Origin of the sequence: Streptomyces deccanensis (assembly GCF_022385335.1) — a bacterium.
GTDB classification, from domain to species: Bacteria; Actinomycetota; Actinomycetes; order Streptomycetales; family Streptomycetaceae; genus Streptomyces; species Streptomyces deccanensis.
Map to the genome: position 1 here is coordinate 5,022,615 of NZ_CP092431.1, position 22,389 is coordinate 5,045,003.

Annotated in this window: 19 protein-coding genes and 1 tRNA gene; 10 read left to right on the forward strand and 10 right to left on the reverse strand. The window is 67.1% G+C overall.

What is annotated here, in order from left to right:
• Positions 1-118: 118 nt before the first annotated feature.
• From L3078_RS22455 to L3078_RS22465, 4 genes are all read right to left on the reverse strand, one after another.
• Positions 119-2,221, reverse strand: coding sequence for an ATP-dependent nuclease (locus tag L3078_RS22455; RefSeq protein WP_239755765.1), 2,103 nt, complete (start codon positions 2,219-2,221; stop codon positions 119-121).
• Positions 2,222-2,767: 546 nt separating this feature from the next.
• Positions 2,768-3,958 (reverse strand): HNH endonuclease signature motif containing protein, encoded by a 1,191-nt coding sequence (locus tag L3078_RS44955; protein WP_420864087.1) that lies wholly within the window; start codon positions 3,956-3,958, stop codon positions 2,768-2,770.
• Positions 3,930-4,835, reverse strand: coding sequence for a hypothetical protein (locus L3078_RS22460; RefSeq protein WP_239755766.1), 906 nt, complete (start codon positions 4,833-4,835; stop codon positions 3,930-3,932). The genes L3078_RS44955 and L3078_RS22460 overlap by 29 nt, the downstream gene beginning before the upstream one ends.
• Positions 4,832-5,413: a DUF6932 family protein gene (locus L3078_RS22465; RefSeq protein WP_239755767.1), complete on the reverse strand. Its 582-nt coding sequence runs from the start codon at positions 5,411-5,413 to the stop codon at positions 4,832-4,834. The genes L3078_RS22460 and L3078_RS22465 overlap by 4 nt, the downstream gene beginning before the upstream one ends.
• A gap of 453 nt (positions 5,414-5,866) precedes the next feature.
• Here L3078_RS22465 and L3078_RS22470 point away from each other — a divergent pair, with 453 nt between their 5' ends.
• Positions 5,867-6,286, forward strand: a complete 420-nt coding sequence (locus L3078_RS22470; protein WP_239755768.1) for a DUF6578 domain-containing protein — start codon at positions 5,867-5,869, stop codon at positions 6,284-6,286.
• Between the two features lie 273 nt (positions 6,287-6,559).
• Here the strand turns inward: L3078_RS22470 and L3078_RS22475 are convergent.
• Positions 6,560-6,647, reverse strand: a tRNA-Ser gene (locus L3078_RS22475).
• Between the two features lie 206 nt (positions 6,648-6,853).
• Between L3078_RS22475 and L3078_RS22480 the strand changes: the two genes are divergently transcribed.
• The 3 genes from L3078_RS22480 to L3078_RS22490 all read left to right on the forward strand — a co-directional run bounded on the left by L3078_RS22480 (position 6,854) and on the right by L3078_RS22490 (position 9,367).
• Complete coding sequence (locus L3078_RS22480) at positions 6,854-7,084, forward strand: site-specific integrase (protein ID WP_239755769.1); 231 nt, start codon at positions 6,854-6,856, stop codon at positions 7,082-7,084.
• 580 nt (positions 7,085-7,664) lie between these two features.
• Entirely contained in the window at positions 7,665-8,120 is a 456-nt protein-coding gene (locus tag L3078_RS22485; RefSeq protein WP_239755770.1) for a hypothetical protein, read from the forward strand.
• 689 nt (positions 8,121-8,809) lie between these two features.
• On the forward strand, positions 8,810-9,367 hold the full coding sequence (locus L3078_RS22490) for a hypothetical protein (protein ID WP_239755771.1): 558 nt from the start codon (positions 8,810-8,812) through the stop codon (positions 9,365-9,367).
• Here the strand turns inward: L3078_RS22490 and L3078_RS22495 are convergent.
• A complete protein-coding gene (locus L3078_RS22495) occupies positions 9,336-11,060 on the reverse strand; it encodes a S1C family serine protease (RefSeq protein WP_239755772.1) in 1,725 nt (574 codons plus the stop codon). The two genes, L3078_RS22490 and L3078_RS22495, sit on opposite strands and share 32 nt — an antisense overlap.
• A gap of 284 nt (positions 11,061-11,344) precedes the next feature.
• On the opposite strand from L3078_RS22495, the gene L3078_RS22500 reads away from it, so the two are divergent.
• The 3 genes from L3078_RS22500 to L3078_RS22510 all read left to right on the forward strand — a co-directional run bounded on the left by L3078_RS22500 (position 11,345) and on the right by L3078_RS22510 (position 14,287).
• Positions 11,345-12,154, forward strand: a complete 810-nt coding sequence (locus tag L3078_RS22500) for a glycerophosphodiester phosphodiesterase (protein WP_239755773.1) — start codon at positions 11,345-11,347, stop codon at positions 12,152-12,154.
• A 393-nt stretch (positions 12,155-12,547) separates the two neighbouring features.
• Positions 12,548-13,090 carry an ATP-binding protein gene (locus tag L3078_RS22505; RefSeq protein ID WP_391803181.1) on the forward strand — a complete coding sequence of 181 codons (543 nt, stop codon included), beginning with the start codon at positions 12,548-12,550 and terminating at the stop codon, positions 13,088-13,090.
• A gap of 207 nt (positions 13,091-13,297) precedes the next feature.
• The gene (locus L3078_RS22510) at positions 13,298-14,287 is read left to right on the forward strand and encodes a DUF5926 family protein (RefSeq protein ID WP_239755775.1); all 990 of its coding nucleotides are present in this window, start codon (positions 13,298-13,300) and stop codon (positions 14,285-14,287) included.
• Between the two features lie 254 nt (positions 14,288-14,541).
• Here L3078_RS22510 and L3078_RS22515 read toward each other — a convergent pair whose 3' ends face one another.
• Positions 14,542-15,054: a hypothetical protein gene (locus L3078_RS22515; protein ID WP_420864181.1), complete on the reverse strand. Its 513-nt coding sequence runs from the start codon at positions 15,052-15,054 to the stop codon at positions 14,542-14,544.
• Positions 15,055-15,411: 357 nt separating this feature from the next.
• Positions 15,412-16,077: a bifunctional DNA primase/polymerase gene (locus L3078_RS22520; RefSeq protein ID WP_239755776.1), complete on the reverse strand. Its 666-nt coding sequence runs from the start codon at positions 16,075-16,077 to the stop codon at positions 15,412-15,414.
• Positions 16,078-16,590: 513 nt separating this feature from the next.
• On the opposite strand from L3078_RS22520, the gene L3078_RS22525 reads away from it, so the two are divergent.
• Both L3078_RS22525 and L3078_RS22530 read left to right on the forward strand, forming a co-directional pair.
• A complete protein-coding gene (locus tag L3078_RS22525; protein WP_239755777.1) occupies positions 16,591-18,114 on the forward strand; it encodes a PP2C family protein-serine/threonine phosphatase in 1,524 nt (507 codons plus the stop codon).
• Positions 18,115-18,292: 178 nt separating this feature from the next.
• Positions 18,293-19,783, forward strand: coding sequence for an aminopeptidase P family protein (locus L3078_RS22530; protein ID WP_420864088.1), 1,491 nt, complete (start codon positions 18,293-18,295; stop codon positions 19,781-19,783).
• A 219-nt stretch (positions 19,784-20,002) separates the two neighbouring features.
• Here L3078_RS22530 and L3078_RS22535 read toward each other — a convergent pair whose 3' ends face one another.
• Entirely contained in the window at positions 20,003-20,836 is an 834-nt protein-coding gene (locus L3078_RS22535) for a triphosphoribosyl-dephospho-CoA synthase (protein WP_239755779.1), read from the reverse strand.
• 9 nt (positions 20,837-20,845) lie between these two features.
• The gene (locus L3078_RS22540) at positions 20,846-21,802 is read right to left on the reverse strand and encodes an intradiol ring-cleavage dioxygenase (protein ID WP_239755780.1); all 957 of its coding nucleotides are present in this window, start codon (positions 21,800-21,802) and stop codon (positions 20,846-20,848) included.
• Between the two features lie 383 nt (positions 21,803-22,185).
• Here L3078_RS22540 and fxsA point away from each other — a divergent pair, with 383 nt between their 5' ends.
• Positions 22,186-22,383, forward strand: coding sequence for an FxSxx-COOH cyclophane-containing RiPP peptide (gene fxsA / locus L3078_RS22545; RefSeq protein WP_239755781.1), 198 nt, complete (start codon positions 22,186-22,188; stop codon positions 22,381-22,383).
• Positions 22,384-22,389: the final 6 nt, after the last annotated feature.

Sequence of the window (22,389 nt, forward strand, 5' to 3'; positions counted from 1 at the left end):
CTTCGTCCCGCTCCAGCCCGGCCGGCGCCCGCGCCACGCTCTCAGCAGTCAGCCGCCTGAACCAGAGCGAGGTGGGAGCGTCACAGCTGGAGCAGTTGACCGCCTCAGGGGAGCGGCACTAATCCTCGAAGAAACTCCGGAAGATCAAGTCAAACTCGCACTCGTCAGCAGGAGTATCCTGCGCAATAGCAGATCTGATTGCGCTACCCGTTCGATACCCATCACAAAAGCTTTGCGCCGCCGTCAACTTATCCCCCGAAATCGATTCGGGGTAATAATCTTCAATTGCACCCCGCTCAAGCACATAAATCTTCTCGCTGCGCAAAGATGAGATAAGCGCATCCTTCGCATCGGAAATCTTGCCAGAGGGAGGGTATTTGACGAGAATCGTTCGCAAGTCGCGAGTTACAGCGCGGGTGAAGAAGTCGTCAACCTTCTTCTGCAGTTCGGGCCACTCGCACTTCCCGTCCATGAATAGGTCGCCAAATTCCTTCGCGTCTCTCCAGAGCTCTTTCATGGTAGGAGCATCACGCAGCCTGCGCGCCTGATTGTTGGAAACTTCGTCAGATTCCGAGCCGCTGGCGGAAATATGCTCCCCGATCAACTGCATGAGATGGCGCTGCTTCTCAAGCGAGTTAGCGCCAGCGCCCAATTTGTTAAATCCCTCTGCGATGGCATCAAGATCCGCAAGGACGGCCACCGATACACCGAATCGCTCAAAGAAGTCCCGATACCTTGCGATGCTCGCCTTACCGTTAACGCGCGCGATAGCCACAGACTGTTTATCGAAATCCCAATCAGGATTCAGCGTTCGCGCGATATGGGGAATGAGAATATGATCACTATCCCCTTCAACGAGAAGCACCTTATCGGAGAAGAAGGCTGCATCGTTGTTCTCTTGGCGAATCATCTGAAACTGATCCTTCGCCTTGAGATGGGAAAGGTCTACAGGGAATGCGACTGCAGTCGGCGGAGTTATTGTTCGATTCTTCGCAATCTTGACAAAAGTTCCCGTCGCTTGAGGGCTATAGAATGCCGTTGAATGAGTGCTGACGAGAACATGGTTGTCCTGCGCGAAAATCCGTAGCGCCTCGAAGAGTTGTCGCTGAGCACGCGGGTGCAGGAAGAGTTCAGGCTCCTCGAACAAGAGCAGGTACGGTCTAGGGCGGGCCCCTGTTGAGTCTCCACGCACGGTAGTTCGCAACTCTGCGTAAGATCGCAGAATGGCGAACGTAACCGACCTGCGGAGGCCGTCACCTTTACTCTTGAAAGCCCCACGGACTCCGTCGTCAACTGTGATAGTCGCATTTGACAAAACACTTCGAAGGTCAGGCGGAGGAATCTCAATACTCACCGCCGTATCGGGAAATGCCGCCTGCAAGTTTCCTTGCACCAAAGACTCAATCTGGCGAACTTCGTCAAGCCGCTCGTCACTGACCTGACCGTCGGGCAAGGTTTCGGCATTGAGGTAACGGCGCAACTGCCCAAACAGCGTGTCGACGTCGGTCAGTCGAGGCTTGATCTGCTCGAAAAGGATCCCCAGCAGCTTACCGAAAGAGGCGCTCTCGGATGTTTTGAGATCGTCGGACAATTCTTTCACGGCTGGGATGTAGATTACCTCGGGGAGAAGTGCTTGAATGGATTTGTCCATTCCTGTCACGAGGTCAACATCGCCTCTTTTCCGCTCGGCAGGCGAGAGATTGGCGGCCAGCTCGGCAATGGCTTCCTTCACTGCCTTCTGTGTCGGATTCGCTGACAATTTATCGCGAAGCTCGGGAAAAGCATAGATGGCACTCTGCCTCAGCTCGTCTCCGCGCTTGCCCGCCACGAGTTCTTGAGCGGAAGTGGGCCAGTAGCGCATATCTGACGGAACGTCGTCAACCTGCTTCAGGATGCCCTTTCCGGGAGTGGCGTAGACTCGCGAAAGTGTCAGCTTTCCACCTTCGGCTACCTTTCCAATTCGACTTCGATGTTCCTCTGCAAGTCTCGCAAGGTCTTCGTCTTTGATCTCTTCGAAAGCGACCTCGATGCGCAGTGGGCTGTGCGCGTCATAGAAATCTGCGTCTTTCAAGGAAGGGCCACCGAAGAAGATGTCGAGAGCTTGCAGGATAGAGGACTTTCCCGCATTATTCTCACCGATGATGCAGCCAAATTGAGAGACTGGAATCTGAAGATCTCGAAGTCCGCGATAATTTTGGACATGTACATGCGAGATCCGCATCGTTGTGCCTCTCGTGGATCATGGGCTCCAGGCCAGACAGCGCCCTGGTTCGTGTGTTGACCAGAGTAGGTGTACGAGGCTCATGGGAGCGGTGTTTTTTGCGAGTTGGCCGATCCTGCTGGCACTTGCCTTACTCCTGCAGGGCCTTGGTGAGCGCGAGTCCCAAACCAACCCGCCTGCAACGAGGAAGCCTCCGCGACACGTGTTGCCCGGAGCGCGGTCCGACCCGCCTTGGCCACAGCCAGGCTGTGGCCAAGGCGAGCCCTCCAGCAGGTCTCGAGTGACTGCAGCTTCCCAAGCTGAGAGGTTTGACAGAGCCGCCTTCGTAGGCCGGCCGTTGGGGCTTGCTCAGGTCGACGGCACCGATAGGCGTGGTTGAGGCCGGTAGGGGTGCAGCGAGGCACACGCGCGCGCAGTCGGCTAGGGCACCCGCCGTCGTGGCTGGCTTTCGTCGGCTGAGGCTCAGTCGGGCCGCATCAAAGGCGCCGCCGTCAGTCGAACGCGGCACTGTAGCCGATCAACATTGGGCCGTCCGAGGCCTGGCCCTCACCGACTGGCTCCCCCCTGAGTCTTTACTCGCTCTTCTAGGGCGCTCAACCCAACGTATGGCTCGGGTCGATCCAATTCCGACCGCCCGTATTCTTCTCGGGTGAAGTTGTTAACAAAGATGCCATCTCCTACACGATGAGGCAGAACTCCTTCGTCGAAGCGAAAAAGCGGGTCAAGCTCCAGTCGTACTGAATCGCACACAAAGTTGGCCGCTTTAGTCAGCTCCCAGGAAAGCTCACAAAGTAGGTCCGTTCGGTACTCAAAATCGCGAAGAGATGCATCGTACTCTGATTGACTCATGGTTCTATGCTTGTATTCTCGATACATCTCCCACATCTCCTCCCTGCCTTCGAGGGGTTTCATTGACCGACGAATATGATTCACCGTGTCCCGAAGTGCAGCAGTGTAATTTTTAAAGGCTCGCCTCAACTCCGGATACTGTATCGGCCAGTTCCGCATCATCGCCCACTCGGCTTGCTCCGCGAGGAGATCAATGTCGCTCTGAGGCAAACGGACAACGGGAACGTTCAGCCTCCAAGTAAGGCGTTCCCACTCAGCCAGATTCGCCTTCCTTGTCCACACTTCAACCATTGCGAGGGTGCGAAGCTCAATGTCCTCAAGACGTTTCTCGGGTCCGCTCTTTAAGACACTCCGAGAGGCTTCATGTTCGGACTTCATCCGCCGAAGAGTCTCCACAGAGAAGCCGGAACCATCCTTCTTGTCGACAAGACGGTGGTGCGTAGGACACAACAAAATTAGGTTCTCATAGCTGTCGACTTTTTCGACAGGGTATGAAGCGTCATACCTCGGGCCCTCCGGGCTTCCGGAGATGATGTGAGCTTCTTCCCCTAGAGGAATCCCGGCCGCTTCCAGACTTTGTGACCCCTCATCATGCAGATTGACCGTGAGACGCTGGAGGCATCCCGAGTAAGCACACAGATCTGCTGACCGAGCCCAAAGGACCTTTCGCGCAGTACTGCCGATCGCCATATTTCTCCCTGAGTAGCCCTGCCAGGCCCATAACCGTTGCTTCAAGCTAAGCGCCCGCGATGTTACGCATGCTAGGTCGGTTTGAGTGCAGAGCCATAGGACTCTCGAAACTGATAGCAGGATATTTGGCCCGACTCGGCGACGGCCTCTGGCGATGTCGAGGGATGCTCTATTCCTCAAACAATTGCTCTTGCCCATCACTGACCCGCAAGAAGCGGTACTCAGTCGATCGAGCGCGGCCAAGCCTGTCCGTCCGTCGAGCTACCTCGACTACGAATGAGACCGTCATACCGAGTTCCAGGTGCATCCCGATAAGGGCTTCAGGATCCACCCGCACTTCGTATGCGGAAGATGTTCGCGAAACGCCGGTTTTTATCTTAACGAATCCAGATTCACGGAGCTCAGTGATCCTGCCCGTGATGCCCATCTTGGATTTCTGCATCTCAGTGTTTCGAAGACTACGGACGTAATCCTTCCCTCGCCGCGATAGGCGCGATGACCGAACCGTTCCATCCAGACTGAACCAGCGCATATCCATGGCCAGGTCGAATTTGTCTAGCGCTTCGACAACGCCGTCCAGGCCGGGAACTATCCGCTCCCACCGCCGCACATCCTGCTCTTTCTCCGCAGCGTCAACGAGCTTGAGAAAATCACGCATTGCAGGGTCAGCGATGGAGGAATCCACAACCGCCATATCCCCATCAGCGTCAACAGCGATTTCTGGAACACTGGGTCGCACGTGCAGGACAGTGCTCCCCCGGGAAACACCTGTCAATTCAAGTTCCACGTCTTTACGAGCGGCCGCAGAAACGCCCTCCCTTAGCGGTTTCAGTAACGCGTCACCGATGCGAAAGTCAAGAGCACCTCGGTCGGCCGCCTCTCCTCGGAGACGCACAACCAGTTCTTCGTGCAGCTGCGCCGCAGGATCGTAGTGACGTACTGCCTCAAGCCAGTGCCGGCGCAGCTCCTCTTCGTAGGCGTCTTCGCTCAGATGCTCTGAATCTTGATCAGCAAAGAAGCGCGCGTTGGCCTCGCGGTTCCGTTCAAGGGCACGTTGCCGCCAGTTGGTGCTCATAACGTCACCTCCACGTAGCCGCGTCGGGGAGCCGCACTGAGAAGCGTCGGCTCACTCTTGTCTACCCCATTGGGCCGACAACGCTGCCACCAGTCGTCCCATGCGCCACGCTCCCGAAGGTATGTCTGCTCGGCCGGATCAAGTCGCTCCGAGCGGAAGACAGAAACGATCGGGCGATATCCGACCCTGAGCGGCGAGACCCCAAGCTCAGCCAGGCGTGCCTTCCGGTTGAACGCCGACGCAAGCCACCGCGTTCCCTCCAGGCCACGCATGGCAGCTACGGCAGCCTCATCTATCAAAACCGTGAGATCAATGTTCTGGGGGTTCAACTTGGTGCTGACGTAGCTGCCCCCCAACCAGATTGCATGGATGAGGGAAGTGTTTCCGAGCACCGCTCGATGCCGGTCCTCAAGATCAAAAAAGCGACTGAGATAGGTCTCCAGGCCTTCCCATAACAACTGTCGAGTCTCCGAGCCAGCGAAGCGCGGATCATGAATTAGCTCCTGCTCGGCTCGCTCAGGTTCCAATCGGTACCGGCCGGGCGCGAGAAAGCCGTTATCCCCCCACTCGAGAACCACGTGCCCCCCTTAGCGTCGTTCCCTCCCCACCCATGATCGGTGCACTGATGCCCGTCGACAAGACCGCTGATCGGTCTGGTTCCCTCGCAGCGGAACCGCAGGCTACCGCCCACACTGACGCCTTGAATGTCTAGCTGCGTGACAACGGCGACAAACGGCAGCGGACAAGCGCACAGGCCCACGGGCCGTCGTTACAGAAGAGGGGGCGCTTCCTCAGGATCATGCGCCCGCCCAAGTTGTTCGGGACGAAGAGGTCTCGTGCCACAGTCGTGCCAGATGCAGGGGTCAGCCACGGTCAACTGCGGGGACGAACGGGAGCGTCCGTGCCCCCTAGCTCAACCCAAGAAGCCGCAGGTCACCGACCAATCGCCCCCGCCTCTCTCCTAAAGCGGGTGTCGTAGATCATGTACGAGGCCCCTGACGAGTTCAGGTCGCTCGGCGGACAATCAAGTCGTGACGTTGACGATTTGGGTCGATGACTGGCAGATCCAGTGCTGCGGCACGAGCTTCGCGCCTGGTGACGTTGTCTCCTGGACGCTGCTGGAGGCCGATCCGGAGGACTACGCCGACGTCGTCGGTAGCGAACGTGCGGATGAGATCGACTTCCGGGAGGAACATCACGGCCAGGAGGAGGGGCATGTACCCACCTCGGTAGAGGTGCTGTCGATCGCTGAGGTCCACTGCCGCTACGAGATCCCCCCGGGCGCCACGGACAAGGTGAACTACCCCGTTCCGGGCACGACTGCACTGGTTCCGGTCAATAAGGCGGATGGGTGGGCACAGGCCCGGACGGACGTTCGTTTCGCTGGCTACCTGGTGACCGCCCGACGCGTCACAGACCTGCCGGAAGGCGCGGTTGCTCGCGGTCAATGAGGAAGCCGGCGGGAGAGGCTACGGGCCCTTGCGCTGTACAGCAGCGCAGTACCGCAACCCCAGCAACCGGCCCCGTCCGCCAACGTTCTTCCATGGCCTCGGCGCGGCCCGTATGGCCGTCGCTGACCGATCCGGCTGGAGCTACGGATCAGAAGGTGCACGTGCCCCATCCGTGCCCGATCCAGCGGGAAGCCACGGGGAACCACGGTGCTGAGCGGGGACCGCGCACGACGACGGCCCCTGACCAATTGCCTGGTCAGGGGCCGTTTCACCTGGCGGTGGGTGTGGGATTTGAACCCACGGTGACTCGCGCCACGACGGTTTTCAAGACCGTTCCCTTAGGCCGCTCGGGCAACCCACCTGTGCCTCGCCCACCTGGGGCGGAGCGGGTACAGCGTACCGGGCGCGGGCGGTGCTCGGGGGCGTGGTCCACGCCGGGTCCACTGGCCCCGGTGCCGGGTGCCTGCCGCCGACCGCCAAACGTCACAGAGGAAGCCCCAGCAACCGGGCCCCTACTGCCTCACCATGCCGGAGTACGGGGAGGCGTAGAAGGCGGCCCGGCTCGCAGTGCTGACGCAGTCCGAGGCTGCCTCGCCGCTGGCTGACGTGCCGTACTCCATGCGCCACGCGGGCGTCTCCCACTGGCTTGAGTCCGGCGTCTCCCCAGCAGAGGTCGCGCGACGGGCGGGCCACAGCATCGCTGTCCTGTTCCGCTTCTACGCCAAGGCGATTCACCGCAACCAACAGCGCTCGAACGAGCAGATCGAACGGGCCCTGGAGGCTGCCGACGGCGAATAGGCAAGGCCGTCCGTCCAACCGCAGAAGCCATCCTCAACCCACATGCGGAGAGGATGGCTCCTTGCGCTGTTCTGGTGTGGTCGACGCTCCGAACGAGAGAAGGTCTCTGACCAGCACTTTCCCGAAAAGTCTGCCGGTTCGTGGTGGCGCCCGGCCCTTACCGCAAACAAATCGCGCCCGTGCTCGTCACCAATCCGTCCAACACCGTCTAGCCGACCTTCTCAGGCATGTGGCGATACGCGGAGGACTCAACCGGGCACAGCATCTCGACACCGAGCGGTACAACAGCTTCGACTCGATCTACATTGCCCGGACGGCAACAGGGACGGGGGAAGGGGGCGGCCAGCGTCGGCGAGCAACTCGGCCGCGTGGCCGTTTCGAAGGGTCGGGTCGATCGGCGCGAACGACCGGGGCCGTTCGGGAGTACCGCCGCGCCTTTCGCGCGGTGCGGCCGAACGTCGCTGGGTGGCCTTCCGGCCGCAGCGGACTACGGACGTTTCATCGATGTGGGTTCGCCTGCCCCACGATGACTCTAGAATCGCGTCCGTCCATGATCATTCTTGCTACAGACGGGATTACGGTGTCGATATTCGCGAAACGGACCGCCACGCTTCTGGCCGCGACCGCTATGGCCGTCAGCATCTCCCTCGGTTCCGGCGCGGGCACAGCCGCGGCTGCTCCCACGCTGACCTACGACGTGTACTGGTCCCAGACCAACAAATCGGCGATCTACTACCTCTACGCCAACGGTGCCTACGCCGGATTCGTGGAATGGCACGCTGACCCGGTGGGCTCCACTCCTGGTGACGCGCTGCGGGCGCGTGACAGCGCGGCAGAGGGGTGGGGCGTCGAGGCGACGGTCAGTACGATCACGATCGGCTACTCCCGTACGGCTACCACCCGGGGAATGCCGTCCCCTTACACGACTCCGTGGAATACCGGCAACCTCGAAGAGGGGACCAAGCTGCGACTCACGGGCTGCCTGGTGAAGGGCTCGGAGGAGGTCTGCACGGCGGGCCACCACGTCTACGCGTAGCCGCGGCCCCTCGACGGGACGAACCGGCGGGCGGCGGGAGGGGGATCCGTGATCCGCCACTGCGGGGGTACCTGTAGTTCTTGGACCGCTCCGCCACGAAGTTGTGTCCGCCGCTGATTACGCGACGGTCGCGGGGTGGCGACCTGGTCGCACAACTCGAACAGCGGGGAACCACTTCTAGACGAGTAGTTCCGATGTGGGTCAGTGGTCGTAGGCGATCAGTGACTCTGCCACATCTCGCGTCCACATCATGGACGGCCGGATGAAAAGACAGACTGGCTCAGATCATCGGATGAGCCCTGGTCAGCCGGCATTTCACAGGTCTGCCCACAGCGCGCCATTTGGTCCACGCCTGGTCCACACGTACTGATCCACACCGCGACACGGCCGGATCAAGGTGAGACAGCCCCGCGCAGAAGGGGTGCGCTCAGTGAGAGGCACCCCTTCTGACCAGCATGTCTATGACCTGCGGAGTGGGCGGGATCCGGGCCCACGGAGACGCTTTCGCGTCCTCACGTTCTTCAAGACCGTTCCCTTAGGCCGCTCGGGCAACCCACCTGCGCCCCGCCCACCTGGGGCGAAGCGGGTACAGCGTACCGGCTGCGTTCATGATCATGGGATGGCGGCCCGCAACAGGTTCCACAGTGACGGGGCGATCGGCTGCGACGGTGAGTTGGGGGAGGGGCCCAATGAAGCCGGAGACCTTGATCTCTGTGTCGGCCACCGTGATCGCACTCGCTTCGCTCTGGGTGAGCTTCACGGAATCGAGAAGCATCCGATCGCACAACCGTCAGTCGGTGAGACCGCTCCTGCAGATCCGGCGGGTGCTGAACTTTGAAGGGACACGGACGGGCATCCAGCTCGTCAACGCCGGTCTGGGGCCGGCCATCGTCACCACGACCATCGTGAGGCTGCTGTTTTCCGACGACTTCGAACGGGACGCGCACGCATGGTTCTGGGCGCTCGTCAGTGAGCGTCTGATGATCGAGATCTTCTACGAGTCGATGTACGGCGGCGAGAACTTCCGAGCCGTGTTGATTCCGCCGTGGGAGATTCCTGCTCGATGCTGCCTGACGTTGCCCGACGTCTGTCCGATGGCGAGGCCCACCGAATGCGCTGCCTTGAGGCCCACCGAATGCGCTACCTCATGCCGGACCGTCTCCGCCCCAGCAGATAGCTGGGGCGGAGACGGCGGAGCAAGTGGTGAGGGGTGGGTCAGCTGTCGCCCTCGCGTTCGCCCAACGTGACCTCCGCCGTGTGGGTCTTGCCGTCGCGGGTGTACGTGAGGGTGACCTTGTCGCCGGGGAGGTGGGTCCAGATCTCGCCGATGAGGGTGGGGCCGCTGTCGATGACGTGGTCGTCGAGCTTGGTGATCACGTCACCGGGCTTGAGGCCGGCCTTGTCGGCGGGTCCGCCCGCGGTGATGGACTCCGAACCACCCTCGCCCGAGTTCGTGATCTTCGCTCCGCCCGTGCCCTCCTCCAGGGAGACCGATGCGCCGATCACCGGGTACACCGGCTTGCCCGTCCTGATCAGTTGCTGGGCCACGTTCTTGGCCTGGTTGATCGGGATGGCGAAGCCGAGGCCGATGGAGCCCGCCTGACCGGAGCCGAAGCTGCCGTTGCTCGCGGACTGGATCGCCGAGTTGATGCCGATGACGTTGCCCCGGGCGTCGAGGAGCGGGCCACCGGAGTTGCCCGGGTTGATCGACGCGTCGGTCTGCAGGGCGCTCATGTACGAGGCCTTGCTGCCGGAGGAACCGTCGCTGGAGGCCACCGGGCGGTTCTTGGCGCTGATGATGCCCGTCGTGACCGTGTTGGAGAGGCCGAAGGGCGCGCCGATCGCGATCGTCGAGTCGCCCACCGCCACCTTGTCCGAGTCGCCGAGCGTCAACGGCCGCAGGTTCGACGGGGCGTTCTTCAGCTTGATGACCGCCACGTCGTAGCCCTGCGCGTGCCCGACGACCTCGGCGTCGTACTTCTTGCCGTTGGGGAAGGTGGCCGACACCTTGCCGCCGTCGACGGCCTCCGCCACCACGTGGTTGTTGGTGACGATGTGGCCTTCCTTGTCGAACACGAACCCGGTGCCCGTGCCGCCCTCACCGTCGTTGCCGGACGCCTCGATGGTGACCGTGCTCGGCAGCGCCGCGGAGGCCACCGCGGCGACCGTGCCGGCCGCGCGCTTGACGTCACCGCCGTTCTGGGAGGCCGAGACGGTCGTGGAGCCCGTGGAGTCGTCGTTGCGGTCGGCCAGCGTGTAGCCGATGCCACCGCCGACACCACCCGCGACCAGTGCGGCCACGAGGATCGCGGCGATCAGACCGCCGCGCTTGTTGCCGGCCGGCTTGGGGGCCGGCTGCTGCGTCTGCTGCCAGGAGGAGCCCCAGCCGCCGTCGCCCGGGCCGCCGGGACCGCCCGCGCCACCGGCGCCTCCGGCCGCGCCCGCGTTCCCGTACGCGCCGGTGCTGTCCCCGTACGCGCCGGCGGCCGCGCCGTGGTCCGCGTACGACGGGACGGCGGGCGGCGGCGGGGGAGGCCAGGAGGCGTCGGGCGCGGACCCGCCGGGTCCGCCCGGTCCGGCCGGACCGCCAGGTGCCTGTGCGTAGCCGCCGCCACCGGGCGCCTGACCGTATCCACCGCCGGGCACCTGGCCGTGGCTCGCCGCGTATCCGGGTGCCCCCGTGGACACCAGCTCGGGCTGGGGCTGCTGCGCCGTCGGCGGGACCGGCGGAAGCTGCTCCGTCGGCGGGACCGGCGGGATCTGCGTCGTCGGCGCGTTGTCGGCGGCGGTCGCGGCCGAGGGGGCCGGGGCGGTGGTCTCCGCCGGGGCCGCGCTCGGCTCGTTCGCCGGGGCCTGCGCGGAGGCAGCGGGAGAATCCACCGGCACGGGAGGTGCGGACGGGGCCGGGGGTACCGCGGTGCCCTCGTTCTCGGTGCTCACAGCTTTTCTCCTCGGTCCACGGCTTCACCTGGTAGGCGGTCGACTGTTCTTGATCGCGTGCTCTCGCATCGCGGGTTCTTGGTCGCACAGAGGGCTGTGCGTGAGTTTGTTGCTGCGGTCAGCTTTTCCCACGAGCCGTCAGGGCACCATAAGCGGTGTCTGTGGGTCCGGGACCATCCTTTATATAGGATCTATCGGACTAACAGCGCGTACTGTGCGTACGAACCCGGTCGTCCACGGTCACCACCCCCACGCGTACCCCGTCACGGTGGCACCATGACGCGGTGACCCACGCACGACAGCTCCCGATTCAGGTCGTCGCCCACCGGGGCGCCTCCGAGGCGGCCCCCGAGCACACCCTGGCCGCGTACAAGAAGGCGATCGAGGACGGCGCGGACGCCCTCGAGTGCGATGTCCGGCTGACGGCGGACGGCCACCTCGTCTGTGTCCACGACCGACGCGTCAACCGTACGTCGAACGGCCGCGGCGCGGTCTCCGCCCTGGAGCTCGCCGACCTGGCCGCCCTGGACTTCGGTTCCTGGAAGAACGGCGACGAGGCCCCTGACTGGGAGGTCACCCCCGAGGACCGGGCGGACACCTCCGTCCTCACCCTTGAGCGTCTGCTCGAACTCGTGGCCGACGCGGGGCGCCGGGTGGAGCTGGCCATCGAGACCAAGCACCCCACACGCTGGGCCGGCCAGGTCGAGGAGCGGCTGCTGGTCCTGCTCAAGCGGTTCGGCCTGGACGCCCCGGAATCGGCCGCCGACTCCCCGGTGCGGATCATGAGCTTCTCGGCGCGCTCGCTGCACCGCGTCCGGGCCGCGTCCCCGACCCTGCCCACGGTCTATCTGACGCAGTTCGTCTCGCCCCGGCTGCGCGACGGGCGGCTGCCGACCGGTGTCCGGATCGCGGGCCCCTCGATCCGGACCGTGCGCAACCACCCCGTGTACATCGAGCGCCTGAAGAGTGCCGGGCACCAGGTGCACGTGTGGACCGTGAACGAGCCCGAGGACGTCGACCTCTGTGTCGGGTTGGGCGTGGACGCCATCATCACCAATCGGCCACGCGCGGTTCTCCGTCAGCTCGGCCGCTGAGCCCGCGCCCCGACCGCCGAGCGTTCAACTCGGCCGCTGGGCGCACGGGTTCCCACAACTTCGAACACACCGTTCTCGACAACTCCGCACACGCGCACGGCGGCAGCTCCGAACACGCCTCTGTTCACATCTGCGACCGCCCCGTCGTCCGCCGGCGCCGCCCCTGCGCGGCGCTTGGCGGAGGTAAGAATTCCGCCAAGACGACCTGGCCACTCCCGGGGACAAGTCGGCATATCGGGGACGAAATTCAGCCACCTGACTACAGGGTGTGCACCGGCGCGTTCGGTCCGTATTCGAGTGTGAGGAGTGCGTCAGGGCACGCGGGTTGGCCGGTTTCCAGTCCAGTCCAATGGGGCATTCACACCGTGGCGTGGGGCGAAGGAGGTCTCGGGGGTGGCGTTGGTGGTGGCACAGGAGGTGCCCACGTCGTCGAGCATGGCCGTACCCCATGGCCCTGCGGGCGTGGGGGAAGCGAGGCACCGGATGCGCGATCAGTTGCGCACCGGCGGTGTGGCGGAATCGGTCATCGACGATGCCCTACTGATCCTTTCCGAACTGCTCAGCAATGCCTGCAAACACGGCAGACCGCTCGGCGACGCGCTGGCCGGTGACGGCGACGTGCGCTGCGCCTGGCGGATGGATCCCTCCGGGCGACTCACGGTCGAGGTGACGGACGGCGGTGGTCCGACCCGCCCGGTTCCGTCGACGCCCTCGGTCACCGCACACGGCGGCCGCGGGCTGAACATCGTCACGGCACTGGCGGACGACTGGGGCGTACGGGACGACGCCCGCGGTGAGGTCACGGTGTGGGTCGTCGTCCAGGACGACGTCTACCGCGCCCACCGCCGGGACGACTTCGTCACCCGCGTCGTCGCCCCCTCGGTCTCCGCCCTCCCCGACCTGGACTTCGCGGACGCGTTCGACGACATGGACTGACCCGCCGGGCAAACAGACGGACTGACCGCCGGGCGATGACACGGACTGCCCCGGCCCGGCACATCCGGCACGGGGCCCGGCACATCCCGCTCCGATCCGCCGGTTCCGGGACGACTCGGTGCGTTGTCCACAGGGTCCCGTCGGGCGTCGTACGAGCGGCTAGGCTCGCGCGAGTACGAGACGAGCCGTGATCGGGAGACACCCACGATGGCCAAGAAGCGACCCCACACCAAGGCCAAGCGCCCGCAGGGCACCGGCGGAGCCGGCGCCGCCAGCGCCGATGGGCAGGTTCCGGTTGTCGGCGCGCGCGAGCAATGCCCCTGCGGCAGCGGCCGCCGCTACAAGGCCTGCCACGGCCGGGCCGCCGCCCAGGCGGTGACCGAGCTGGTGCAGCGCCCCTTCGAGGGCCTGCCGGGCGAGGGCGACTGGATCGCGCTGCGCGAGCTGGTGCCCGCCGCCACCGTCGAGCTGAAGCTGAAGGACGCGCTCCCCGAGGGGGTCCCGTCGGTGACGCTCGCCACCGTCCTGCCCATGGCCTGGCCCGCGCTGCGCCGCGACGACGGCTCGGTCCTGCTCGGCCTGCAGAACGACACCTCGTCCGGAGACATCAGCCGCGACCTCGCCGACACCCTGCAGCGCGCCCTCGTCGCCGAGCCGGGCACTCCGGTTCAGGGGCGGCGCGCTCCGGCCGACGGCCCGCGCCTGCAGGACCTGCTCGACCCCGAAGGTGAGTTCGAGCCAGTTGTGCACACGGGCTTCGAGTTCTGGGTCCCGGACACGGAGAACGCGACTCCGGAGGTGACCGCCTCCCTGGAGCGCGCCAACTCCGCGGCGATCCCGACCGTGAAGCTCGCGGGCGTCGACGCGGCCTACTGGTGCGAGACCCCCGAGAAGAACCACCTGCGCTGGGTCATGCCGCACGCCGAGGAGCAGCTTCTCGACGCGCTCGCCCGGCTGCACGCGGCGGGGCGCTCGAGCCTCGGCGAGGGCACCCGTCTGGTGGGCTCCTTCCGTGCTCACGGCCTCACCGTGCCGGTCTGGGACCTCCCCAGCGGGGTGGGCGCGGACGACATCGAGAAGCCGGCGGCCGAGTTCGCCGAGCGGCTCGCCGGTGCCCTGGCCGACGAGTCCCCGCTCACTCCGGAAGAACGCCGGGCGCGCGGTGGCCTCACCAACCGACAGGTCACGCTGAGCTGACGTACGCTCCCGCGCCGACGGGGCGGTCGGCCGACCGAGTGCGTTCGAAGTGTGGTGACTCCTGTCACAACTCCCCTACGTGACAGGCAAATTCGTGTCCGAATAGCCGAGATCGAATTTGCGAAGCGCCGATCTCTTGTTACGGTTCCATTAGCCCGGTTGCTGGTGCATCCCCCGTCGCCAGCAACCGGGTCTTTTCATGCCCGGGTTCGGAGCGGCCTCGCTGGACGGAATCCCTCTGGGCGTCAACGCCCTTACGAGCGGCCCGAGTTGCTCCCTGAGCGCAGCAGAAGCGGTCCCCCGCCGTCCGGTGCCGCGAACTCCGCGACGGCCGTGTACGCCCCCGTCCCGCCCCGCGTACGCTCCCTCGGCGTCTCACACACACCCGGCTCGTCGTGCGCGCCCACGGCGCAGTGGATCCGTACGGTGTGCCCGCCGGGCGCCATCATGCTGAGGACCGAACTCAGTTCACGTCCGGTGGCGTTGCGGTAGTACGTGCGGGCCCAGGTCCGGTCGCCCTGGGTGAGGACGCACGTCTGCGCCTCGATGCCGTCGGGGGAGGTGAGGTCGGGGCCGCAGCGGGCGGCGGTGGCGAGCCCGAGGCCGAGCAGCCGCGCGGGAGCCTCGGCATCGCCCGGGGTGTCGGTGTCGTCCGCGGCCTTCGTGTCCTGCTCGTCGGCGGCACCGCCCGCCTTCTGATCAGCGCGGTCGGCGGACTTCTCGACGTCCCCGCCGGATCCGTCCGCGCTTCCGCCGGCCCCGGCCACGCTCCCGGCGGCACGCTCGAGTTCGGAGGTGAGAGCACCCTCGGGAGTGGCGGCCCTCTCGGGAGTGGCGGCCCTCTCGGGATTGGCGGCGCGCTCGGACGCGGGAAGGTCGGCGAGCGGGCCGGCGGAGGCGACGAGGGGGATGCCGAGGGCGACCGCGACCGCGACGGTCAGTCCCGCGAGCCGGAACCGACGCGGATCCGGCCCGCCGCACGCCGGCTCGGGTGCTCTGCGGCTCCGGGGCGGGGGAGCACTGTGACGGCCGCGCGACGGGGCCCCGTGGCCCCCGGGAAGACGCTGCATGTCCGGACGATACGACCGACCGGGGGCGCCCGGCCCCGCGCGCGCCGGGCGGGCTCAGAACTCGGGCGCGCTCACACCCGTACGAGTGAGGGCGTCGACGACGGCGTCCACGACCGCCTCGACGTCGGGCACCCAGGGCGCGGCCGAACCGGGCAGCGGTGCCCGCTCCCAGCGGACGAGGCCGTGCCCGGTCTCGGAGGGAGGCAGGGCCAGGTAGCCGCCCTCGCCGTGGAACCGGAGGGAGCCGGGGACGAAGTCCTTGGCGTAGAGCAGCTCGCCCAACTGCTCCATGGAGTACGGCGCGACGAGGATCGCCCAGCGGTGCGGGGCCGCGACCACGGGGCCGAGGCGCATGCCGGTGCGGTCGAGGGCGGCGAGGGCGCGCGAGGCGGCCAGGGCCGGCAGGCTCACCGCGCAGGGGGCGGCGCCTCCGGTGGCCAGCACGATCGGCGCGGTCGGCCGGTTGGTCCACCACCAGCGGACCATGCGCTCGTCGGTGGTGGCGGCCAGCAGGCCGGGGTCGAAGGGGTGAGCGCCGGGCACCACGCACTCCGGGTCCGGGCAGCCGCAGCGGGCACGCCCGTGCGGGTCCGGCGCCACCCCCGGGAGTACGGGCCACTGCCATTCCGTCGCGAACGTCAGGGCCTGCTCAAGAAGCTCGGGCCTCCCGCCGTTGCGCTTGGACAGGAGCCTGCGTCGCTTTCCGGGGATCTCGCGCATGAGCGCTCGTCCTTTCCGTTGCACGCATGGCAACACCGTGGGTCACATCACAACATGTGTCGTTCACTGCACTGTGCGTACCTGCTGGCGCATCACACCCCTGTCGCGGACAAGGGGAAGCCCTGCGGGCCGAGCTCGGTTACGTCCGCGTCCATCGCTTGCGTCGACTTGCGTCTGTCAAAAGCATGGGCATGGCGTAGGGGTGGCGGCGCCTGGCGTTTTGCTGTCCCGCATGTGCTCGCCGCCTCCGCCACGGGAGGATGGGGCTCGGTCGTCGGTGGATAGGACGCCCGGGTCCGTCGCCAGGTTCCGGGTGGCCTCCGCCGCCCCTGGCCTTCACCGGGTACGTACCCATCACGACCGCTGTGACGCTCTGTTGAACAAGGCCAGTCGACCTCAATACACCGTTCACCACAACACTTTTAGGCCAACTTAGCTTTCGCCAAAGGACTGGACAAGAAGTCGACGGTCGCCCAACAGCGCCTCACGGACACCAGATATCCCAGCAGGACAATGCTGGACATCCCCTCACGAGTGCGTGTACATGTGGAGACACTGCTAGCGGCGCAGAATGACATGGGGGTTTGCGATGCTTTTGAGCAATACGCACCGGTCGGAAAGCCGGACACCATGAACGCCCCTCACCCTCCGAAAGTGGCTGGAATCGATTCAACGGTTCCCTCCCCCGCACACACTGTCGCGCCCGCGCCCGCACCCCCGAGCACCCCATCGGCCCCTCCCGCCACAGGACCGGGCACCGCCCCCGGGGCCGTGCTCCAGGACAGACTCGCGGGCTGGGTCTCGGACCTCACGACGCTGCACGAACTCACCGAACGCCTGACCCGCACGGACGCGCTCGACAGCGCCCTGAAGGAAATCCTGCACGCCGGAGCCGCCCTCGTCGGTGCCCGCCGGGGTCTCGTCGTCCTGGAACCGGCCGACGGGCTCGGCCCGGACACCACCATCGGCCTCGGTCTCGGCCGCGCCGACCTCGGGCACATCGAGACCGTGCCCCGCAGCTCCCTGCCGTACGGCCGCATCCTCGACGGGCTGCCCGGCGGCGACGGCGAGATCGCCCAGCCCGACCTGTTCGCCGAGGACGGGCTCGATCCCCGCCACCGCGAGGTCGCGGCCCGGCTCGGATACGCGGCGAGCTACGCGCTGCCCCTGTCCACCGAGAAGGCCGGCCGGCTCGGCGCCGCCGTCTGGCTGTACGACGAGCCCGCGGAGCCGGTCGAGCGGCAGCGGCATCTCGCCGGGCTGTACACGCGGTACGCCGCCGAGCACCTGGCACGGATCGTCGAGGTCGAGCGCACGCGCGCGTCCATGGCGACCATCGCCGAGGAGCTGCTCCCCTCCCGGCTGCCCCGGGTCTCCGGTGTCCAGCTCGCCGCCCGGCACCGCACCGGGCCGCGCGGCGGCGGCGACTGGTACGACGCGCTGCCGCTGCCGGACGCCGCGCTCGGCCTCGCGGTCGGCTCGGTCACGGGGGCCGGACCCAGCGCGGTCGCCGCGATGGGAAGGCTGCGGGCCTCGCTGCGCGCCTACGCCGTGATGGAGGGGGAGGACCCCGTCGCGGTCCTCTCCGACCTGGAGCTGCTCCTGCGGCTCACCGAACCGGCCCGCTCCGCCACCGCGCTCTTCGCCTACGTCGAACCCGCGCTGCGCAAGATCACCCTGGCCGGGGCCGGGCACAGTCCGCCGCTGCTGATCGGCGACCGGCGCACGGAGTACGTGGAGACGTCCCTGTCCGCTCCGCTCGGCATGCTCGCCTGCTGGGAGGCGCCCAGTGTCGAGCTGACCGCCGAGCCAGGAGAAACCGTCCTGCTCTACACCGACGGCCTCCTCCAGCGCACCGGCGAGCCCGTCGACCGCGCCTTCACCCGCCTCCACGCGGCCGCCGCCGGCGTCCCCCGGGCCCTGCGCACCGACCCCGGCGCCGTCGCCGACCACATCCTCCGCACGATGCTCCCGAACGGCCTCGACGAGGCACACGGCGCGGAGGACGTCGTGGTGCTGGCGGCGCGGTTCGAGTAGGGCGGACGGTTCGAGCGGGGACCAGCCCGTGTTGCCCCTTCGGGCCAGGCGGTGAGCGGCAGTCTCGCGGCTGCTTGTCGTGAGGGGGTGGTGACCCCTTGTGAGGGCTGGTCATGTGCCCTTCGGGGTGTTCGGCGCGACCGTACGATGGACGGGGTCCAGTGCCGTACCTAGGAGGATGACCGTGGCGGACGAGCTCGAGCCGGCGATCCCGGAGACCGAGGCGACCGAAGCCGAAGAGCCGATCAAGCAGCGCAAGAACGGCCTGTACCCGGGCGTGTCCGACGAGCTGGCCGAGAACATGAAGTCGGGCTGGGCCGACACCGAGCTGCACGGCCTGGAGCCGATCGCCCAGGCCGCCGAGACCGCCGCCCGCCGCGCCGCGCTCTCCGCGCGCTTCCCCGGCGACCGCCTGGTGATCCCCTCGGGCAACCTGAAGACCCGCTCGAACGACACCGAGTACCCCTTCCGGGCGTCGGTCGAGTACGCGTACCTCACCGGCAACCAGACCGAGGACGGCGTCCTCGTCCTGGAGCCCTCGCGCTCGGGCGAGGGCCACGACGCGACGATCTACCTGCTGCCGCGCTCCGACCGGGAGAACGGCGAGTTCTGGCTCTCCGGCCAGGGTGAGCTGTGGGTCGGCCGACGCCACTCGCTGACCGAGTCGGCGGAGCTGTACGGCATCCCCGCCGCCGACGTGCGCGAACTCGCCGACAAGCTGCGCGAGGCCACCGGCCCGGTCCGGGTCGTCCGTGGCTACGACGCCGGCATCGAGGCGGCCCTCACGGACAAGGTCACCGCCGAGCGCGACGAGGAGCTGCGGGTCTTCCTGTCCGAGGCCCGGCTCGTCAAGGACGACTTCGAGATCGGCGAGCTGCAGAAGGCGGTCGACTCGACCGTGCGCGGCTTCGAGGACGTCGTCCGGGTGCTGGACAAGGCCGAGGCCACGTCGGAGCGCTACATCGAGGGAACGTTCTTCCTGCGCGCCCGGGTCGAGGGCAACGATGTCGGCTACGGCTCCATCTGCGCCGCCGGCCCGCACGCCACCACCCTGCACTGGGTCCGCAACGACGGTCCGGTCCGCTCCGGCGACCTGCTCCTGCTGGACGCGGGCGTCGAGACGCACACGTACTACACGGCCGACGTGACCCGGACCCTGCCGATCAACGGCACGTTCAGCGAGATCCAGAAAAAGATCTACGACGCGGTGTACGACGCCCAGGAGGCCGGCATCGCCGCCGTGCGGCCCGGTGGCAAGTACCGCGACTTCCACGACGCCGCGCAGCACGTCCTGGCCGAACGGCTGGTCGAGTGGGGGCTCGTCGAGGGCCCCGTGGAGCGGGTCCTGGAGCTGGGGCTCCAGCGCCGCTGGACCCTCCACGGCACCGGGCACATGCTCGGCATGGACGTCCACGACTGCGCCGCCGCGCGCGTCGAGTCGTATGTCGACGGGACCCTGGAGCCGGGGATGGTCCTGACCGTCGAGCCCGGGCTCTACTTCCAGGCCGACGACCTCACCGTCCCCGAGGAGTACCGGGGCATCGGCGTCCGCATCGAGGACGACATCCTGGTGACGGCCGACGGCAACCGCAACCTCAGCGCCGGGTTGCCCCGCAGGTCGGACGAGGTCGAGCTGTGGATGGCCTCGTTGCGGGGTACGCGGGGCTGAGGGGGCCGGCTTTTCGTCTGAGGGTGCGTGGGGGCTGGTCGCGCAGTTCCCCGCGCCCCTGAAGGCCTACGGCCTTCCGCCCCGAAAAAGCTGGGCGCAGCCCGCTTTTTCAGGGGCGCGGGGAACTGCGCGAGAAGCCCCACCGGACGGACGCCTGGGGGTCAAAGGGGCGCAGCCCCTTCAGGATGGGACGGGTAGGGGCGGCGGGGGCGAGAAACCCTACGCGGCCCCCCTCGCGGCAGCGACCGGCAGCGCGTCCACGAACAACGCGCCCACCAGCAACGCCCCGCTCCCCCGAGGACTCCACCCCCGCTCCTGCAGATCCACGTCGAACGCCCCCAACGCCGCCCTCCCCTCCGCCGTGCCCGCACCCCCCACGTCGATCACCCCTCGCGCCCCGGCCTGCACATGCCGCAGCCCACGCGGCCCGGCGGTGTACAGCAACTCGGTGTCCTGCAGCGTCGACATGACCGTGAGCAGCGCGTCGAGCCGGGCGTCCGCCTCCGGCGTGCCCGCCGTACGGGCCTTCGCCAGCACGTCCAACGCCCGCCGCACATGGGGGAATCCGGCCCGCGCCTCACCCCGGGCCCCGGCCGCCCCGTACTTGGCGGAGACGGACGACCCCCGGGACGGCCGCCGCGGCGCACGCCGGTCCGGATGCGCGGCGATCTTCTTCGCGATGGCGGCCAGTTCACGTCCCCGCGCCCCGGGATCCATCGCCGCCGCGGCGACCAGCAGCCCGAGCACCCAGGTGGCGCCCCGGTGGCCGCCCCCGGCGAGCCGCGTCGAGTGTTCGGTGCAGCGTCCTATCGCCCCGAGTTCGTCTCGGAGTTCGGGCGTCGCCGCACCGTGGCGGCGGGCGCAGGCCGCCGTCGCCGTGAGGCCGGGCACCAGCGCCTTCGCCGACCAGCGCAGGGCACGGTGGTCCTGCCGGGTGATCCGGGCGCCGAGATCGCGGGGGTCGGGCAGGCCGGGCTTGGGCATGAGCTCCAACTGCCGTATCAGCGCGGCCACCGCGGCCCGCGCGAGCGTCTCGTCCTCGCGGCTGCTCATGGCCGTACCCTACGAGGCCGGCTCGGCGGCCGTGGCGCTGTTGGTCGGGGCGTCCGCCGGGGGCTCGCCCGACGGCGGCGTACCGCCCTCGCCACCACCACCGCCGCCCTCGCCACCACCGCCGCCGGCGCCGGTGTTCTCGGCGTCGGGGTCGATGCCGAGGGTGAGGGAGCCCTTGTAACCGCGGGCCGGGTTCGCCTTCTTCACGGCTTCCAGGGTGAGCAGGCCGCCGGCGGCGCCGCCTCCGTCGTAGACCATGTCGTCGTCGAGGGTGGTGTAGCTGCCGGTGTGCCGGGAGTAGGGCTCCAGCGTGAAGACCTGCTGGGCGATCTCGTCGTCGAAGAAGAACTGGCCGGTGTAATTGACCTTGCCGCCCTCGTACGTGCCGTCCTCCTTCTCGCCGCCGGTGTGCACCTTCACGTGGATGTGGCAGGTGCGCGGTGTGTACCAACCGGGGAAGATGGTCTCGAACTTGACCACCCCGTTCGCGTTCGCGATCTGGTAACCGCGGAGATAGGTGGCGTCGTCGGCGGTCGAACCGTCCTCGCTCTCGGCGGGCGCCGCGCCGCCTGGATTCGCGGTGGTGTAGCCGGAGTAGTAGCCCCAGGCGTCGCAGTGCCAGATCTCCACGGCAGCGCCGGGGACCGGGGTGCAGCCGTCGGTGGCGTCCACGACCGTGAGCCGCAGCGTCAGCGGAACACCGCTCTTGCCTTCGGCGATGTCCTTGCGGACCAGGGCGCCGTCCAGGTAGTAGGGGCCCTCCGTGACGCTCGACATCAGCGTCATGCACGCGTCGGCGGTGCTCGTCGTGGAGGCCGTGGCCGTGGCCTCGGCGTCGCTCGTCGTTCCGTCCGCGAACGCCGACTGGTAGCCGGCGACCGCAAAGCCGCCGGCGGCGACCGTCCCTCCGGTCACCGCGAGGGCGCGGCGCCGGGTGATCGTTTTGCTTGTGTGGTGTCCCGTCATACCGGCGAAGGTAGGGAGGGGGCCCGTCAGGGGGCTGAGGCGTGGCTGTGCCGGGGCTGAGAGTGCCGAGAACCCCGAAGCCGCCCGGAATGGGCGACCTTCCGCTCAACTGCCGTGCTTGCGCCGGGCGGTGAGACGGTTCTCACGTTTGCCGCCCCGAATACGGACGAGGCTTGTGGTGCCGTCCGAAGCACTCCTCGGCGTCGGCTATGTTCTGGTCCCAACCAGCAGCCGACCGGATATTCGGCGCTGTTCGCCAGGTCGGCCGCTAACTTCTACTGCGGCCGGTGCTCGAGTGAGAAATTCCTACCGGCATCTGCTTCATCGAGCCGCAAGGCACCCGCAACCCCGTCAGTTTCCACGCACAGATTGATGAGGTCCCCATGAACGCATCCCTCGACCCCACGGCCGAAGAGTCGGGCACCACGGCCGCCGTCGGTCCGGAGCGGGTGTCCTTGGTGCAGTTGGCGGCCCGGAGCGGCGGCGCGCTGTCGCCCGCCCTGACCCGTGCCGTGTCGAACGGCACCGACCGCAGGGGCCCGGCGAGGGTCGCGGTGGCGGCCTTCCAGTCCTCCGTCTGACACCGC

Bases quoted from the DNA above. Each gene is read 5' to 3' on its own strand.
- L3078_RS22455 (WP_239755765.1), bottom strand. From the start codon at position 2,221: ATGCGGATCTCGCATGTACATGTCCAAAATTATCGCGGACTTCGAGAT.
- L3078_RS44955 (WP_420864087.1), bottom strand. From the start codon at position 3,958: ATGGGCAAGAGCAATTGTTTGAGGAATAGAGCATCCCTCGACATCGCC.
- L3078_RS22460 (WP_239755766.1), bottom strand. From the start codon at position 4,835: ATGAGCACCAACTGGCGGCAACGTGCCCTTGAACGGAACCGCGAGGCC.
- L3078_RS22490 (WP_239755771.1), top strand. From the start codon at position 8,810: ATGAAGCCGGAGACCTTGATCTCTGTGTCGGCCACCGTGATCGCACTC.
- L3078_RS22510 (WP_239755775.1), top strand. From the start codon at position 13,298: ATGGCCAAGAAGCGACCCCACACCAAGGCCAAGCGCCCGCAGGGCACC.
- L3078_RS22520 (WP_239755776.1), bottom strand. From the start codon at position 16,077: ATGCGCGAGATCCCCGGAAAGCGACGCAGGCTCCTGTCCAAGCGCAAC.
- L3078_RS22525 (WP_239755777.1), top strand. From the start codon at position 16,591: ATGCTGGACATCCCCTCACGAGTGCGTGTACATGTGGAGACACTGCTA.
- L3078_RS22530 (WP_420864088.1), top strand. From the start codon at position 18,293: ATGACCGTGGCGGACGAGCTCGAGCCGGCGATCCCGGAGACCGAGGCG.
- L3078_RS22535 (WP_239755779.1), bottom strand. From the start codon at position 20,836: ATGAGCAGCCGCGAGGACGAGACGCTCGCGCGGGCCGCGGTGGCCGCG.
- L3078_RS22540 (WP_239755780.1), bottom strand. From the start codon at position 21,802: ATGACGGGACACCACACAAGCAAAACGATCACCCGGCGCCGCGCCCTC.
- fxsA (WP_239755781.1), top strand. From the start codon at position 22,186: ATGAACGCATCCCTCGACCCCACGGCCGAAGAGTCGGGCACCACGGCC.